11 protein-coding genes are annotated in these 14658 nt (G+C 70.0%); 6 read left to right on the plus strand and 5 right to left on the minus strand.

Annotated features, from left to right (window positions below):
* Positions 1–3: 3 nt before the first annotated feature.
* Positions 4–1038, minus strand: coding sequence for an ABC transporter permease (locus tag ABD355_RS37425; protein ID WP_344405493.1), 1035 nt, complete (start codon positions 1036–1038; stop codon positions 4–6).
* 793 nt (positions 1039–1831) lie between these two features.
* Between ABD355_RS37425 and ABD355_RS37430 the strand changes: the two genes are divergently transcribed.
* Positions 1832–2281: a VOC family protein gene (locus tag ABD355_RS37430; RefSeq protein ID WP_344405495.1), complete on the plus strand. Its 450-nt coding sequence runs from the start codon at positions 1832–1834 to the stop codon at positions 2279–2281.
* 116 nt (positions 2282–2397) lie between these two features.
* Here ABD355_RS37430 and typA read toward each other — a convergent pair whose 3' ends face one another.
* From typA to ABD355_RS37445, 3 genes are all read right to left on the minus strand, one after another.
* Positions 2398–4305 carry a translational GTPase TypA gene (gene typA, locus ABD355_RS37435; protein ID WP_344405496.1) on the minus strand — a complete coding sequence of 636 codons (1908 nt, stop codon included), beginning with the start codon at positions 4303–4305 and terminating at the stop codon, positions 2398–2400.
* A gap of 134 nt (positions 4306–4439) precedes the next feature.
* Complete coding sequence (locus ABD355_RS37440) at positions 4440–5072, minus strand: hypothetical protein (RefSeq protein WP_344405497.1); 633 nt, start codon at positions 5070–5072, stop codon at positions 4440–4442.
* A 156-nt stretch (positions 5073–5228) separates the two neighbouring features.
* Positions 5229–7364 (minus strand): ABC transporter family substrate-binding protein, encoded by a 2136-nt coding sequence (locus ABD355_RS37445; protein ID WP_344405498.1) that lies wholly within the window; start codon positions 7362–7364, stop codon positions 5229–5231.
* A gap of 332 nt (positions 7365–7696) precedes the next feature.
* Between ABD355_RS37445 and ABD355_RS37450 the strand changes: the two genes are divergently transcribed.
* Genes ABD355_RS37450 through ABD355_RS37465 form a run of 4 tightly spaced genes read left to right on the plus strand, consistent with a single transcriptional unit; the run spans position 7697 to position 11555 of the window.
* A complete protein-coding gene (locus ABD355_RS37450) occupies positions 7697–7987 on the plus strand; it encodes a hypothetical protein (protein ID WP_115906133.1) in 291 nt (96 codons plus the stop codon).
* Between the two features lie 19 nt (positions 7988–8006).
* Positions 8007–8828 (plus strand): hypothetical protein, encoded by an 822-nt coding sequence (locus tag ABD355_RS37455; RefSeq protein WP_344405499.1) that lies wholly within the window; start codon positions 8007–8009, stop codon positions 8826–8828.
* A gap of 16 nt (positions 8829–8844) precedes the next feature.
* Positions 8845–10788, plus strand: a complete 1944-nt coding sequence (locus ABD355_RS37460) for a fumarate reductase/succinate dehydrogenase flavoprotein subunit (RefSeq protein ID WP_344405502.1) — start codon at positions 8845–8847, stop codon at positions 10786–10788.
* Positions 10785–11555 (plus strand): succinate dehydrogenase/fumarate reductase iron-sulfur subunit, encoded by a 771-nt coding sequence (locus tag ABD355_RS37465; protein WP_344405504.1) that lies wholly within the window; start codon positions 10785–10787, stop codon positions 11553–11555. The genes ABD355_RS37460 and ABD355_RS37465 overlap by 4 nt, the downstream gene beginning before the upstream one ends.
* Before the next feature lie 20 nt (positions 11556–11575).
* Here the strand turns inward: ABD355_RS37465 and ABD355_RS37470 are convergent, their stop codons facing one another.
* On the minus strand, positions 11576–12787 hold the full coding sequence (locus ABD355_RS37470) for a glycoside hydrolase family 18 protein (protein ID WP_344405505.1): 1212 nt from the start codon (positions 12785–12787) through the stop codon (positions 11576–11578).
* A gap of 193 nt (positions 12788–12980) precedes the next feature.
* Between ABD355_RS37470 and ABD355_RS37475 the strand changes: the two genes are divergently transcribed.
* Entirely contained in the window at positions 12981–14453 is a 1473-nt protein-coding gene (locus ABD355_RS37475; RefSeq protein ID WP_344405597.1) for a hypothetical protein, read from the plus strand.
* Positions 14454–14658 lie beyond the last annotated feature (205 nt).

Genomic DNA, 14658 nt, shown 5'->3' on the forward strand with positions numbered 1-14658 from the left:
CGGTCAGCGCGCTGCCCTGGGATCGAAGGCGTCCCTGACCGAGTCCCCGAGCAGGTTGAACGCGACGACGAAGATGACCATCGAGACGCCGGGGAAGATCATGTAGGTGATGTCGTTCTGCAAGACGAGTTCGGTCGACGCCTTGGAGAACATCTGGCCCCAGTCGGGGGTCGGTTCGACGATGCCCACGCCGAGGAAGGACAGTCCCGCCTCCGCCGTCACGAAGGCCGGCAGCATGTACGTCGCCTGCACGAGGATCGGCGTCACCACGTTCGGCAGGAGCTCCCTGCGGATGATGCGCCAGGGAGAGGCTCCGCTGACCTTCGCCGCCTCGATGAACTCCCTCTCGCGCAGGGCGAGAGTGGTGCCGCGCAGGATGCGGGCGAGGCTCATCCAGCCGAGGAACCACTGCACGAGGATGAGCGCGACCACCCGCACATAGGTCGGTGTCTCGTCGCGCGGGCTCACGAAGAGCGAGACCACCACGGGCATGCTGGCGATGAAGAACAGCTGCGAGGGGAAGGCCAGCAGGAAGTCGATGACCCGGCCGATCCAGTAGTCGGTCCTGCCCCCGAGGTAGCCGGCCGCGATGCCCAGCAGGATGCCCGTCAGCACTGTGGCGACCGTCACCGCGACGGAGATCATCAGCGAGGTGCGGATCCCGTAGATCAGCTTGGTGAACACGTCGTAGCCGTTGCCTGGTTCGAGCCCGAACCAGAACTCGCTGCTGATGCCGCCGTTGGGCTGTACCGGTACACCCGCGCTGTCGAACAACTCCGGGCGGACGTCGGCGTAGATCGTGTACGGGTTCTTGCCGTACAGCTTCGCGATCAGTGGCGCGGCGGCCGCGATGACGAAGAAGAAGAGCACGACGAACGCCGAGATGACGCCGGTGCGGTCGCGCTTGAAGCGGATCCACATCAGCTGGCCGGGCGAGCGGCCCTCGAGCTCGGCCGCCGCGGCCTCCTTCGGAGGCTGGGGGGCGCCGTCGACGACGACCGACGTACCGCCGCCGTCAACCTCGATAGGACTGGTCACAGTTGGTCCATTTCAACAGGTGTGGGTGTGCCGAGCCGACGGGCGCCGCAGGGTGTGCGCGACCGGGGACCGGTTCATGAAGAAGTGTCGAGGCTCCCGAGGAAGCGAGAAATCCGCAGCCGGACGCGCGTAGGCGCTGGCCCGCGCTGAACGGCCGTCAAATCCCTCAGAGTGAACCGCCGCTACCAGTGGGGCAGTTGCCCACCACGGGCGGCGTGGCCCACCTGGTGTTCATGACACCGCACATGGGGCTCCTCCTCATGACTCCACGTGTTCACCGACAGGCAGGGCATATGTCTGGCCTCCGCCACCCCTGACGGACAGTCAGACATCCCTTGTGCTCGCGAGCCCACGCTGCCCCCACAGTGCGAGACCCGTCGACCCGAGCGCTACGCGCCTAACTATCTGCCATGAGCCATGGCCGAACCACACTCATAAGGTCTCGGTTCGATCACACCTTACGCGTACATCTTCCAAAATCCGGACAAAGGGTTTGCCGAAAGATCCCTGCGAAACGGACTTGTTACACACCTATCGGACCCGCATGTCCGTATACCGAACGCGAAACCCATGAAAATTGAGTTGCGGATCCACGGCCACTGTGCATGGACCGCACGGCCCCTCACATTCGGTCACCGGACCGACAACCCGGGGCCGTTCGCATCGCTCTCACGGCGGATGGCCAGAACTCACGCTGGCAGGAGCCTAGACCGGTTCGAACCGCCTTTACGGATCCGGAACGAGAACTAGGGTTTTCCCTACATCTGTCTGAACACCGGGGGGTACCGCCGACATGGACGGAGGCGCCGGCCACGAGCCGGGCACCCCGCGGATGTCCAGACACGACTGGTGGGGCGTCGTGCTCGAGGCGCCCGATCCGCGGGCGCTGGCACGTTTCTATGCGGACCTGCTGGGCTGGGAGATCGTCAAGGAGGACTCTGACGGGGTGGCCATCGCACCTCCAGAGGGTGTGGCCTACATCGCCTTCCAGCTCGCGGACGGGTATGTCCCGCCGGTCTGGCCCGCCCAGGACGGCGCTCAGCGGATCACGATGCACCTCGACTTCGAGGTCGTCGATCTGCAGGAGGCCGTAACGCACGCTCTCGAACTCGGCGCACGGGAGAGCGGCCACCAGCCGCAGGACAGCGTCAGGGTGATGCTCGACCCGGCCGGGCACCCTTTCTGCCTCTACCGGGACGGCAGCAGCGGTCAGCGCAGCGACCCGATGAGTCGCCGGGGGTGACGAGGCAGCAGGCGTCGGGGAGAAGACGGGAGTCGGGCTTCTGGGTCACCCGAGGCCGTGCCGTGGATGCCGGGTCCGGTCCACCGGAGTTGCCCGGCATCCACATGCCTTTGAGGTCAGCCGTGCTTCGCCCGGCTCGCCGCGCGGGCGCGCTCGCGGGCGTCCAGGTTCACCTTGCGGATGCGGACCGCCTCCGGGGTGACCTCCACGCACTCGTCGTCGCGGCAGAACTCCAGCGACTGCTCAAGGGAGAGCTTGCGCGGCGGGACGATCGCCTCGAACGTGTCGGCCGAGGACGACCGCATGTTGGTGAGCTTCTTCTCCTTGGTGATGTTCACGTCCATGTCGTCGGAGCGCGAGTTCTCGCCGACGATCATGCCCTCGTACACCTCGGTGCCCGGCTCGACGAAGAGCACTCCCCGCTCCTGGAGGTTCGTCATCGCGAAGGCGGTGACGGCACCGGCGCGGTCGGCGACCAGGGAGCCGTTGTTGCGGGTCTGCAGCTGGCCGAACCAGGGCTCGTGGCCCTCGTGGATGGAGTGGGCGATGCCCGTGCCGCGGGTGCTGGTCAAGAACTCCGTACGGAAGCCGATGAGACCGCGGGACGGGACCACGAACTCCATGCGGACCCAGCCCGAGCCGTGGTTGGACATGTTGTCCATGCGGCCCTTGCGGACGCCCATCAGCTGGGTGACCGCGCCCATGTGCTCCTCGGGCACGTCGATCGTCATGCGCTCGACCGGCTCGTAGACCTTGCCGTCGACGTCCTTGGTGACGACCTGCGGCTTGCCGATGGTCAGCTCGAAGCCCTCGCGGCGCATCTGCTCGACGAGGATGGCGAGCGCCAGCTCACCGCGGCCCTGGACCTCCCAGGCGTCCGGACGCTCGGTGTCGAGCACGCGGAGGGAGACGTTACCGATCAGCTCGCGGTCGAGGCGGTCCTTGACCTGACGCGCGGTGACCTTGCGGTCCTTGACCGCGGCCTTGTTGTCGGCGCCCTTGCCGGTACCGCCGCGGCCGACCAGCGGCGAGGTGTTGGTACCGATCGTCATCGAGATCGCCGGCTCGTCGACCGTGATCAGCGGCAGCGGGATCGGGTTCTCCGGATCGGCCAGGGTCTCGCCGATCATGATGTCCGAGATACCGGCGACGGCACAGATGTCACCGGGGCCGGCCTTCTCGGCGGGCTTGCGGGTGAGCGCCTCCGTCATCAGCAACTCGGTGATGCGCACGTTGGACATCGTGCCGTCACGCTTGATCCACGTGACGGTCTGGCCCTTGCGCAGCTCGCCCTGCTCGACGCGCAGCAGCGCGATACGGCCGAGGAAGTTGTCGGCGTCCAGGTTGGTGACGTGCGCCTGGAGCGGGGCGGCCTCGTCGTACTCCGGGGCCGGGACGTGGGAGAGGATCGTGGAGAAGAACGGCTCGAGGCTGTCGCTGTCGGCCGGGACGGTGCCGTCCTCCGGCTTGGTCAGCGAGGCCACACCGTCACGCGCACACGCGTAGACGATCGGGAACTCGATCTGGTCCTCGTCGGCGTCCAGGTCGAGGAAGAGGTCGTAGGTCTCGTTGACCACCTCGTCGATCCGGGAGTCCGGGCGGTCCGTCTTGTTGATGCAGAGGATGACGGGCAGGCGCTGCTGGAGGGCCTTGCGCAGCACGAACCGGGTCTGCGGCAGCGGACCCTCGGAGGCGTCGACCAGCAGGACCACCGCGTCCACCATCGACAGACCGCGCTCGACCTCGCCACCGAAGTCGGCGTGGCCCGGGGTGTCGATGATGTTGATGGTGATGACGTCGCCGCCATCCTTCGGGTGGTACTTCACGGCCGTGTTCTTGGCCAGGATCGTGATGCCCTTCTCACGCTCCAGGTCGTTCGAGTCCATCATTCGGTCGTCGAGCGACTCGGCGGCGTGCGCGGCGAAGGCACCGGCCTGCTTCAGCATGGCGTCGACGAGGGTCGTCTTGCCGTGGTCGACGTGGGCGACGATGGCGACGTTGCGGATGTCGTGGCGCGTGGCCATGAAGGCGTACTCCTGGAGTGTGAGGAAGGCCGACGCGTACGTCTGTGTTACGCGGACCCTGCCGGGCTGGACACGCCACGGCCTCACCCCATGGTACGGGGCCTCGGCCGCGGCGGCTCGCCCGGGCGGTCGGCTCAGGCGCCCCGGGTGGCCGGGGAGCCTGCCGTGCAGGAGCGCCGGGCCGCCTGGCGGGCGAGGTCGGAGCGGCCGACGTTCACCTGGCAGTCGAGGGTGCCGGTCATGTCGAGCGTCCAGTTGCGCGCATGGCCGGTGGTGGTGGTGCCGTCGGCACAGGAGTAGCGGAAGTCACCTTCCTCCATGCGCACTCCGGCGTACTGCACGAAGTGCCCGGCTCCGTCGATCCGGCTGGTGCGGCCGGCCGGCGCCGGGGCCTTGGCGTGCACATCCGTGAAGGCGTACGTCGTGCCGTCGCCGTCCTCCGCAAGCGTGTGCGCGTCGGAGTCGATCTCGCCGATCCTCCTGCCCAGCGAGAAGAGGACCTCGGCGGCGGAGACGTCCGGTCCCGCCGCGCGCACCGAGGGCCGCGGGCTGGACACGCGCCGCATGCCGTGCCGTAGCGGTCCGCCGCCGACGCCCAGCACCTCCACGTCGGAGATGCCGGTCAGCTCGTCCGTCTGTTTGATCCGGGACCAGGTGAAGGTGCCGTCGGCACAGGCCCTCACCGGTGCCTTCGCCTCATGGTGTCCGCTCGCGCCGCCGGTGCAGGCCGTGAGCCCGGCGAACAACACCGCCGCGGCCACACCCACTGCGCCACTCCCGCGTGCGACACCACGCATGCCCCGCCCCCGTCCGCCCCGCGCGCGGACGCCCGGTGCCCGCACCATGATCGATACCGACCTCATGGTGCGGGCACCGGGCGGGAGAGGCAACCGACTTGAGGGAGCCCTGAGCTACCGCACCGCTCAGCCGCCCGACGCGCTCGCCGACGGCTTGGCCCCCTTCTTCAGAAAGCCCATGTCCGCGTAGACCGGGGTCTGGAAGCCGAAGGAGCCGGCGTTCACCAGGTTCCTGGCCGCGGCGGTCAGCTGGGGGCGCTGGTACAGCGGGATGGAGCCGGCGGCGGCCCAGATGCGGGAGTCGGCCTTGCGGATCAGGGAGAGGTTCTCGTCGGTGTCGAGGGTGGCGGCCGCCTGGTCGAAGAGGTGGTCGACCTGGTCGGTGCCGATGCGGGTGTAGTTCTGCTCGACGTCGAGGGAGCCGTCGGCGGCCGGGACCGGCTTGGCGTAGATGGGCCGGGCGTCGGTGGCCGGGAAGGCGGAGGCGGGCCAGGAGTACAGGGCGAGGTCGAACTCCCCGGACGCGATGTGGTCCTTGAAGTAGCTGTCGTCGGAGACCTTCGTGATCCGGGTGCCGATGCCGACCCGCTGCAGCATGGCGCCGATCCGGTCGGCCACGGTCCGCAGGGCCTGCGAGCCGGGTCCCGACGGCAGCACGAAGCGCAGGGTGAGCGGCTTGCCGTCCTTGGCCAGCATCGCCGTGGCGGCGCCCGCCGGGGCCGCGGTGCCCTTGGGGGCGTAGGCGCCGGGCGCGCCGCCGTGCACCGGCTGCCGTCCGGCGTACTGCCTGCCGTCCGCGAGGTGCGTGCCGCCCTTGGCCTTCTCGTCCTTCTTGGAGTGGTCCTTGGGGTCCTTGTCGTGGCCGCTCTTGCTGTCGCCGTTGTCGTCCTCGCCGACGATGTACGTACCGTCGTCGCCGCCCTCCGACTCGTCCGCCTTCCGGCCCTGGGCCCCGGCGGCCTTCTCGCCCTTCTGCTTCTTCTTCTCCTCCTTGACCGGACCGCCGCGCACCCACCCGGCGTCCGCGAGCAGCGCCTGCGCCTCCGCGGTGTCCTGGCCGCCGAGCGCACCGCTGTTGTCGGCGTAGGCGGCCTGCCCGGACAGCGCGAGATGGCTGCCGACGGGCACGGCGGGCAGCCCGAGCGGTTTGAGCACGGCCTCGGCGAGCGACTTGCGGTCGAGGGCACGGGCCACCGCACGGCGGACGCGCTCGTCCGCGAGGGGGCCCTCGGCGCCGTTCAGGGCGAGCTGGGTGTAGACCGGCTCAAGCGACTTGCGGACCTCGAAACCGGTCAGCCCCTGGGCGTCGGCGGGCAGCGCCTTGGCGGCCGCGCGCCGGGCCTCCGGGCCCGGCAGCGCGGCGGAGCCCCTGGCCCCGGCGGTCGGCGCGATGCGCTGGGCGGCGGCGGGGTCGATCTCGGCCAGGTCGATCTCCCCGTCGGCGAGCGCGGCGGGCCGCTTGTCGAGCGGTACGGCCTTCAGGTCGATCTCGGAGAGCTTGGCGGGCTGACCCCACCAGCGCGGGTTGCGGACCAGGCTGACCTGGTTGTTCTTGTGGTCGACCGCCTTCACGGCGAAGGGCCCCGCGGTGACCTTGAGCGTCCTGCGCGCCCCGTCGTTGAAGGAGTCCGGCGTCCCCATCACGTCCTTGGGGTACAGCGGCGAGAACAGCGACTGCCAGTCGGCGTACGGCCGTGCGAAGGTGACCTTGACCTCTAGGTCGTTCGCGCCGCGCTCGATCTTCTCGATGCGGTCGTAGCCGGCGTTGCGGGCGGTCCAGTACGCGGTGTCCTTGCCGGACAGGGCGCGCCACTGGGCGGCGAAGTCGGCGGCGCCGATCTCGCGGCCGTCGCTCCAGACGGCCTGCTGGGCGATCTTGTAGAGCACGACCTGCTTGGGCTCGGTCTGCACGACCTTGGCGGACTCCAGGTAGTCGGAGTTGCGCTGCGGCCGTCCGTTCCGGTCCAGCCGGTACATGGACGGGAGGACGGCCTGTGCGACGCGGTTCGTGACCGCGTCGGCGTCCGACTGGAACGTGTTCAGGGTCTCCGGCACGTCGTCCACGGCCCATCGCAGGGTGCCGCCGTCGGCCACCAGGTCCCGGCCGGCGGGCGCGATGTCCGGCCCCGCCAGGGGCTTGCCCGCCTCGTCCTCGGAGGCACAGCCGGCGAGCACGGGCACCACCAGCACGCCCGCGGCGAGGAAGGCGACCGAACGCGCGACCGCACCGGGCCTGGTCCTCAGTCTCCCGTCGTGGGACATCTTCGCTACCTCCGAGGCCGCTCCAGCCGGTGACACGGGTGGGGGTCTGTTCACATTTGGCGGTATTTTGGAGTTGATCAGATGTACGGCCCCACTGAAGAGGAAAGGGTTCGCCGACCCGGGGTGACACGGCGGCAGAGCCGGGCAACCCCACTCGTACGGCCCAATGTGCGCCCCCGGCGCACACAGAGCGCTTGCAGGCGTGCACTGGAGGCGTGCAATCCGCCAATCGCTGCACATCCCTTCCCACCGGCAGGTGTGACGCGCAACACTCGCAGGCGCATGAACGTTGCCACCTGGGGCCTGACGGCCCATGGAAGTGAGGTCACGTCATGTCCGTGCAAGACGACCTGACGACAATGCAGCGCTGCCTGGACGACCTGTCCCGGTCCGTGGGCCGCCTGGAGAAGCAGCTGGGCAGCGGCGGACTGGACATACGCCGCGTCCGCGCCGACGCCGATCACCTGCGGGAGAGCGTCGCGCTCCTGCGCGAGGCGGCGTCGAGTCCGAGCGCACCGCGCAAGCCGGAACTCGTCACCATCCCCGACACCCCGTACGACCCCTCGCTGTGGATCGACACGGACGACGAAGGACTCGGCGCCCGCGACCGCCACGCCCCCTGAACCCGACCGGAGTCATGAGTTGGCCACTGGTACGGAACCACATCTGAACAGCGGCGGTGTACGCACCGGTACGCGCGCCGCGATCGACGCCCCGCATCTGCGGACCGACCGCTGGTGGCTGGCTCCGGCCGCCACCGCGGCCGGGTTGCTGGCCTTCATCGTGTACTCGACGTGGCGGGCCTTCGCGAACGCGGACTACTACTCGGCGCCGTACGTCTCCCCGTTCTACTCGCCGTGTCTTGCGCAGAACTGCAAGAACATGCCGTCGGGCCCGAACGCCGACCTCTTCGGGAGCTGGTGGGGCATCTCCCCCGCCATCATCATCCTGATCTTCCCGCTCGGCTTCCGCCTGACCTGCTACTACTACCGCAAGGCCTACTACCGGGGCTTCTGGGCCTCGCCCCCGGCCTGCGCGGTGGCCGAGCCGCACAAGAAGTACACCGGTGAGACCCGCTTCCCGCTGATCCTGCAGAACATCCACCGGTACTTCTTCTACGCGGCGATCCTGGTCGCGGGCGTGCTGACGTACGACACGGTGCTGTCCTTCCGCGACACGCACGAGAACTGGGGCCACATGGGCCTCGGCACCGTCGTGTTCCTCGTCAACATCACGCTGATCTGGGCCTACACGATCTCCTGCCACTCCTGCCGGCACATCGTCGGCGGCAAGCTCAAACACTTCTCCAAGCATCCCGTGCGCTACAAGGCGTGGCAGTTCGTCGGAAAGCTGAATGCCCGGCACATGCTGCTCGCCTGGGCCTCGTTGGTGAGCGTGGCGCTCGCCGACTTCTACGTCTATCTGCTGGCGTCCGGCGCCTTCGACGATCCGCGATTCTTCTGATGAGGGGTGCCTTCTGATGTCCGTGGTCGACCGCCAGGAGTGGGACGTGGTCGTGGTCGGCGCCGGGGGCGCCGGACTGCGTGCCGCCATCGAGGCGCGCGAGCGAGGCGCACGTACAGCAGTCATCTGCAAGTCATTGTTCGGCAAGGCGCACACGGTGATGGCCGAGGGCGGCATCGCGGCGGCGATGGCCAATGTCAACGAGCACGACAACTGGCAGGTCCACTTCCGCGACACCATGCGCGGCGGCAAGTTCCTCAACCAGTGGCGGATGGCCGAGCTGCACGCGCAGGAGGCCCCGGACCGGGTGTGGGAGCTGGAGACCTGGGGCGCCCTCTTCGACCGTACGAAGGAAGGGAAGATCTCCCAGCGCAACTTCGGCGGCCACGAGTACCCGCGCCTCGCGCACGTCGGCGACCGTACCGGCCTGGAACTCATCCGCACGCTCCAGCAGAAGATCGTCTCCCTCCAGCAGGAGGACCACCGCGAGACCGGTGACTACGAGTCCCGGCTGAAGGTCTTCCAGGAGTGCACGGTCACCAGGGTCCTGAAGGACGGCAACAGGGTCTCCGGTGTCTTCGCCTACGAGCGCGAGACCGGCCGTTTCTTCGTCCTGGAAGCCCCTGCCGTGGTGATCGCGACAGGCGGCATCGGCAAGTCCTTCAAGGTCACGTCGAACTCGTGGGAGTACACGGGCGACGGGCACGCGCTGGCGCTGCTGGCCGGGGCGCCGCTGCTGAACATGGAGTTCGTGCAGTTCCACCCGACGGGGATGGTCTGGCCGCCGTCGGTGAAGGGCATCCTCGTCACGGAGTCGGTCCGCGGCGACGGCGGGGTGCTCAGGAACTCCGACGGAAAACGCTTCATGTTCGACTACATCCCCGACGTCTTCAAGGAGAAGTACGCGGAGTCGGAGGAGGAGGGCGACCGCTGGTACGAGGACCCGGACAACAACCGGCGTCCCCCCGAGCTGCTCCCCCGTGACGAGGTCGCCCGCGCAATCAACTCCGAGGTGAAGGCGGGCCGCGGCTCCCCGCACGGCGGTGTCTTCCTGGACGTGTCGACGCGTATGCCCGCCGAGGTCATCCGGCGCCGGCTGCCGTCCATGTACCACCAGTTCAAGGAGCTGGCGGACGTCGACATCACCGCGGAGGCGATGGAGGTCGGGCCGACCTGCCACTACGTGATGGGCGGCATCGCGGTCGAGTCCGACACCGCCGCCGCACGCGGGGTGCCCGGGCTGTTCGCGGCCGGGGAGGTCGCGGGCGGTATGCACGGCTCCAACCGGCTCGGCGGGAACTCGCTCTCCGACCTGCTCGTGTTCGGACGCCGGGCGGGCTGGCACGCGGCCGAGTACGCGGCGGCCCTGGCCTTCGAACGTCCCGCCGTGGACGAGGTCCAGGTCGACACCGCGGCCGCGGAGGCGCTGCGCCCCTTCTCCGCCGAGGGCCCCGCGGCGGGCGAGGACGACGGCCGCCCGCCGGAGAACCCGTACACCCTGCACCAGGAACTCCAGCAGACCATGAACGACCTCGTCGGCATCATCCGCCGCGAGGGCGAGATGGAGCAGGCGCTTCAGAAGCTGGCGGACCTGCGGGTACGGGCCCGCCGGGCCGGTGTCGAGGGGCACCGCCAGTTCAACCCCGGCTGGCATCTCGCGCTGGACCTGCGGAACATGCTGCTGGTCAGCGAGTGCGTGGCCCGCGCGGCCCTGGAGCGCTCGGAGTCCCGCGGCGGCCACACCCGCGAGGACCATCCGACGATGGACCGCAAGTGGCGCAACATCAATCTGCTGTGCGAGCTGATCGACCCCACGGGCGGCCTTGCGGCGACGGACCCCGTGCAGGGCCAGATCGCCCTCTCCCGTGAGACCACCGAACCCATCCGCGCCGACCTGCTCGCCCTCTTCGACAAGGAGGAGCTGGTCAAGTACCTCGCCGAAGAGGAGCTGTACGAGTGAGCAGCTACGAGGCCCGCTTCAAGGTGTGGCGGGGCGATGTCAAGGGCGGCGGCCTGGAGGACTTCAAGGTCGAAGTCAACGAGGGCGAGGTGGTGCTGGACATCATCCACCGCCTCCAGGCCACCCAGGCCCCTGATCTGGCGGTCCGCTGGAACTGCAAGGCGGGCAAGTGCGGTTCGTGCTCCGCCGAGATCAACGGGCGGCCGCGGCTGATGTGCATGACGCGGATGTCGGTGTTCACGCGGGAGGAGACGATCACCGTCACGCCCCTGCGCGCCTTCCCGGTCGTACGCGATCTGGTGACCGACGTCGGCTTCAACTACACCAAGGCGCGCGAGGTCCCCGCGTTCGTGCCGCCGGAGGGTGTGGGGCCGGGCGAGTACCGGATGATGCAGGAGGACGTGGACCGCTCGCAGGAGTTCCGCAAGTGCATCGAGTGCTTCCTGTGCCAGGACACCTGCCATGTGGTGCGGGACCACGAGGAGAACAAGACGGCGTTCGCGGGGCCCCGCTTCCTGATGCGGGTGGCGGAGCTGGACATGCATCCGCTGGACGCGGCCGCCGAGACCGGCCTGGACCGCAAGAAGACCGCCCAGGACGAACACGGCCTCGGCTACTGCAACATCACCAAGTGCTGCACCGAAGTCTGCCCCGAGGGCATCAAGATCACGGACAATGCGCTGATCCCGCTGAAGGAACGGGCGGTCGACCGCAAGTACGACCCGTTGGTGTGGCTGGGGTCGAAGATCAGGCGGCGGTCTTCGTAGGCTGCGGGAGGGCGGCCGGGTCAGCGCACCCAGCCGTCCCGGTACGCCCTCCAGTCCGCCTCCGTGGCCGCGAAGTCGACGTAGAGCGCGACCCCGAAGCGGGACCGGCCCGCGTCCGTGCGGGACAGGCCCAGGCGGACGCCGCGGACGGCGGCCGGGACGGTCTCTGCATGGTTCCAGTGGCCGAACCGGTTCTCGTGGTAGAAGGGCAGGCCCATCAACAGGTCGGTCGTGGGCGGGGTGACCTCCAGGGCGAGCGAGGTCTGCTGCGCGACATAGCCGCCGTACAGGCTCTGCAGCGGCTGCATGGTGTCGTACGACATCACGGCGATCTGGTCGACCCTGCGTGCGACCTGGCCGAAGAACCTCTGTGACCACCACTTCGGGTGTCCGGCGACCGTGCCCCAGAAGGCGTGGAAGCCGGGGAGCGGATCGATCTGGTGGGCGGCGACGGACAGCAGGGCGTGGTGCGCCCTGGTGACGGAGCGGAGGGAGTCGAGGAGGGTGAGGTAGTCGCGGTCGCCGGAGTGGAGGGGCTCTAGGTCGAAGTGGACGCCGTCGAAACCGGCCGCCAGGATCTCGCGGGTGGAGGCGACGACCGCCGCGCGGGTGGCCGGCCGCTCCAGGCGCATCCCCGTCGGACCCTCGGTCGCGAGTACGTCGCCGAGCCAGGCCTGGACGCGTAGCCGCGGCGCTCGGCCGTGCAGGGTCTTTATCAGCCAAGTCGCCTTGCTGTACGCAGACTCGGGGAGGGTGCCGTTGTGTTCCAGCGGGCCTGCGTGGACGTACAGGTCGCGGATGCCGGTGGTCTTCAGGCGGTCGGCGAGGGCTGTGACGTCGGCGTCGGTCTTGCGGCCGTCGACCCAGGCGTGGCCGAGCCACATGGCGTCACGGTTTCTGGTGTACGTGCCGTCCTTGGGGTCGCCGGTGTAGTTGAGGCGGAGGGCGGATTCGGCGGCGAGGACGGGGACGAGGAGGGCCAGGACGAGGGCGAGGGCGAGGCGTCGCCAGCGGCGGGACCGCGGCTTTGGCGCCTCGGCTTCGCCATCGGCTTTTTCGTTCCCACCCGCACCACCCGTACTGCTTTCGTCGTCGGGTGCGGGTGGCCCTTGTGGGGCGTCCTCGCCGTCGGCGGCTGCGGGGGTGTGCGTGGTCGCCGGCGGGTCCGCCGGGGTGGTTTCCTCCGTTCCGCTGCCCTTGTGGGCCCCCGTCCCGTTCCCCGTGCGCTCCATTCCCGCTCCCCCTCGTCGACTGCGTCCGATCCGCCCCCGGTCGCGCGGCCGCATTCCTGCTCATACGCTCCGAAATGTGACGTCACCCTTGATTCGGGGCCGCCCGCGGCGGGCCACCGCTCACATATCCGTGCGGGTGCTGCACACCGTGGTGGGCGGGCTGGCCGCGGTGGTGTGGCTGGTGTTGCCGTGGATGACGATCAACAGTGAGGTGCCGGTTCCGGCCGCCCGCGCGCATCCGGCCGCCGCGAGCGCCGCCGCGCCGAAGCAGAACGGGACCTCGGCCGCCGATCTGGTGCTGCCGCTCGTCGCGGCGGGCGCGGTGGTGGTGGTCGCGGGGTACGGGTATGTGCGGCGCACTCGGCGCGCCCGGACGCGTACGACGCCCGGTGGCGGCCCGGCCCCCGCCGGGCCCGCCGCACCGCCGCTCTCCGAACTCGACGAGCGGGTACGGGTGTTGCTGGCCCTGGCCGACGACTGGGTGCGCACCAGCCGCGAGGAGCTCGACTTCGCCGAGGCGCGGTCCGGGGCGGACTCCGTGGCGCCGTTCGTACGGGCCGTGCGGGACGCCGAGGCCGAGCTGTCCGCCGCGTTTCGGATGCGGCAGCAGTACGACGACGGGATCCCGGAGGACGAGGCGGCCCGGCGGCATGCGCTCGCCGGGATGATCGGGCGGTGTCAGGAGGCAGGGCGGCGGCTGGACGCGGAGGCCGCGGGGTTCGATCTGCTGCGTGCGCTGGAGACGGCGGAGGGCCTGGGCGCGGCGCTGGAGGTCGCGGAGGACCGGTTCCGTGCGCTGGCCGCCCGTACCGGAGGCGCCGGGGCGACACCGGCCGCTCTCGCCGGGCGGTACGGGTCCGCCGCGGTCGACGCCGTCACCGGGCATGCCGAACAGGCCAAGGACCGCCTGGTGTTCGCCACGACCCGGCTGAACCAGGCCCGTCAGGCTGCCGACATGGGGAACGCGGCGGACGCGGCACGGCATCTGCGGGCCGCCGAGGGGGCGACGGCACAGGCCGAGGTGTTCGTGGCCGGCATCGAGCGGCTCGCCGCCGATCTGGCCTCGGCCGCGGAGTTGGTGCCGGCCGCGCTCACCGGGGCGGAGGCGGAACTCGCGGGCGCGCGGACGGGCGCGGGGGACGTCCCCGCCGGTGAACTGCACGCCCGCGCCGCGCACGCCGACCTCGTCCTGGCGGCCGTACGAGAAGAGCTGACCGCGGGGCCCTACGACCCGCTCGACGCCCTACGGCTGCTGGTACGGGGGCTCCTGCCGGTGGGTGTGGGGCGGGCCGGGGTGCTGTCGGCCGCCGCGTCGCTGGTCGCCCGCAGTGCCGTGGCCGAGGCCGACGCCTTCGTCACGACGCACCGGGGGGTCGTCGGCAGCACGGCGCGCACCCGGCTGGCGGAGGCGAAGCGGCTGCTCACCGGGGAACCACCGGACCTCCTCACCGCCGACGCCCTGGCCCGCAGGGCACACGAACTCGCCGAACGCGACGTACGGCTCCACGGCAACCCGACGGCCGGGGCTGCCGAGCACGAGAGCGGCGTCGCGGGGGCGATCGTCGGCGGAATCCTCCTGAGCACAGCCCCACAGACCGCCCCACCGGCCAGCTTCGGCGGCCCCCAGACCCGCACCCGTCGCGCGGAACGGGGGTCCCCCGAATAGGGGGTACTGCCCCGGCCGGGGTCACGCGCCCCGAACGGGCGCAGGGCTGTGCCGGCATGCGGCTCCGCCGCGAAAGGGTGACCAGCCGCGCCCCAAAGGAGCGCCGGGAACTGCGCGACCAGCCACGACGTGTCGCCACACACAACGGCCATCACTGACCCTGCGGCACAGCCTCGGCAGACAGCGACGAAGCCTCGGCGGCCCC

It is taken from the genome of Streptomyces longisporus (assembly GCF_039532765.1).
Taxonomy (GTDB): Bacteria; Actinomycetota; Actinomycetes; order Streptomycetales; family Streptomycetaceae; genus Streptomyces; species Streptomyces longisporus.

Coding starts and splice junctions, on each gene's coding strand:
- ABD355_RS37430 (WP_344405495.1), top strand. CDS start 1,832: ATGGACGGAGGCGCCGGCCACGAGCCGGGCACCCCGCGGATGTCCAGA.
- typA (WP_344405496.1), bottom strand. CDS start 4,305: ATGGCCACGCGCCACGACATCCGCAACGTCGCCATCGTCGCCCACGTC.
- ABD355_RS37445 (WP_344405498.1), bottom strand. CDS start 7,364: ATGTCCCACGACGGGAGACTGAGGACCAGGCCCGGTGCGGTCGCGCGT.
- ABD355_RS37450 (WP_115906133.1), top strand. CDS start 7,697: ATGTCCGTGCAAGACGACCTGACGACAATGCAGCGCTGCCTGGACGAC.
- ABD355_RS37460 (WP_344405502.1), top strand. CDS start 8,845: ATGTCCGTGGTCGACCGCCAGGAGTGGGACGTGGTCGTGGTCGGCGCC.
- ABD355_RS37470 (WP_344405505.1), bottom strand. CDS start 12,787: ATGGAGCGCACGGGGAACGGGACGGGGGCCCACAAGGGCAGCGGAACG.
- ABD355_RS37475 (WP_344405597.1), top strand. CDS start 12,981: ATGACGATCAACAGTGAGGTGCCGGTTCCGGCCGCCCGCGCGCATCCG.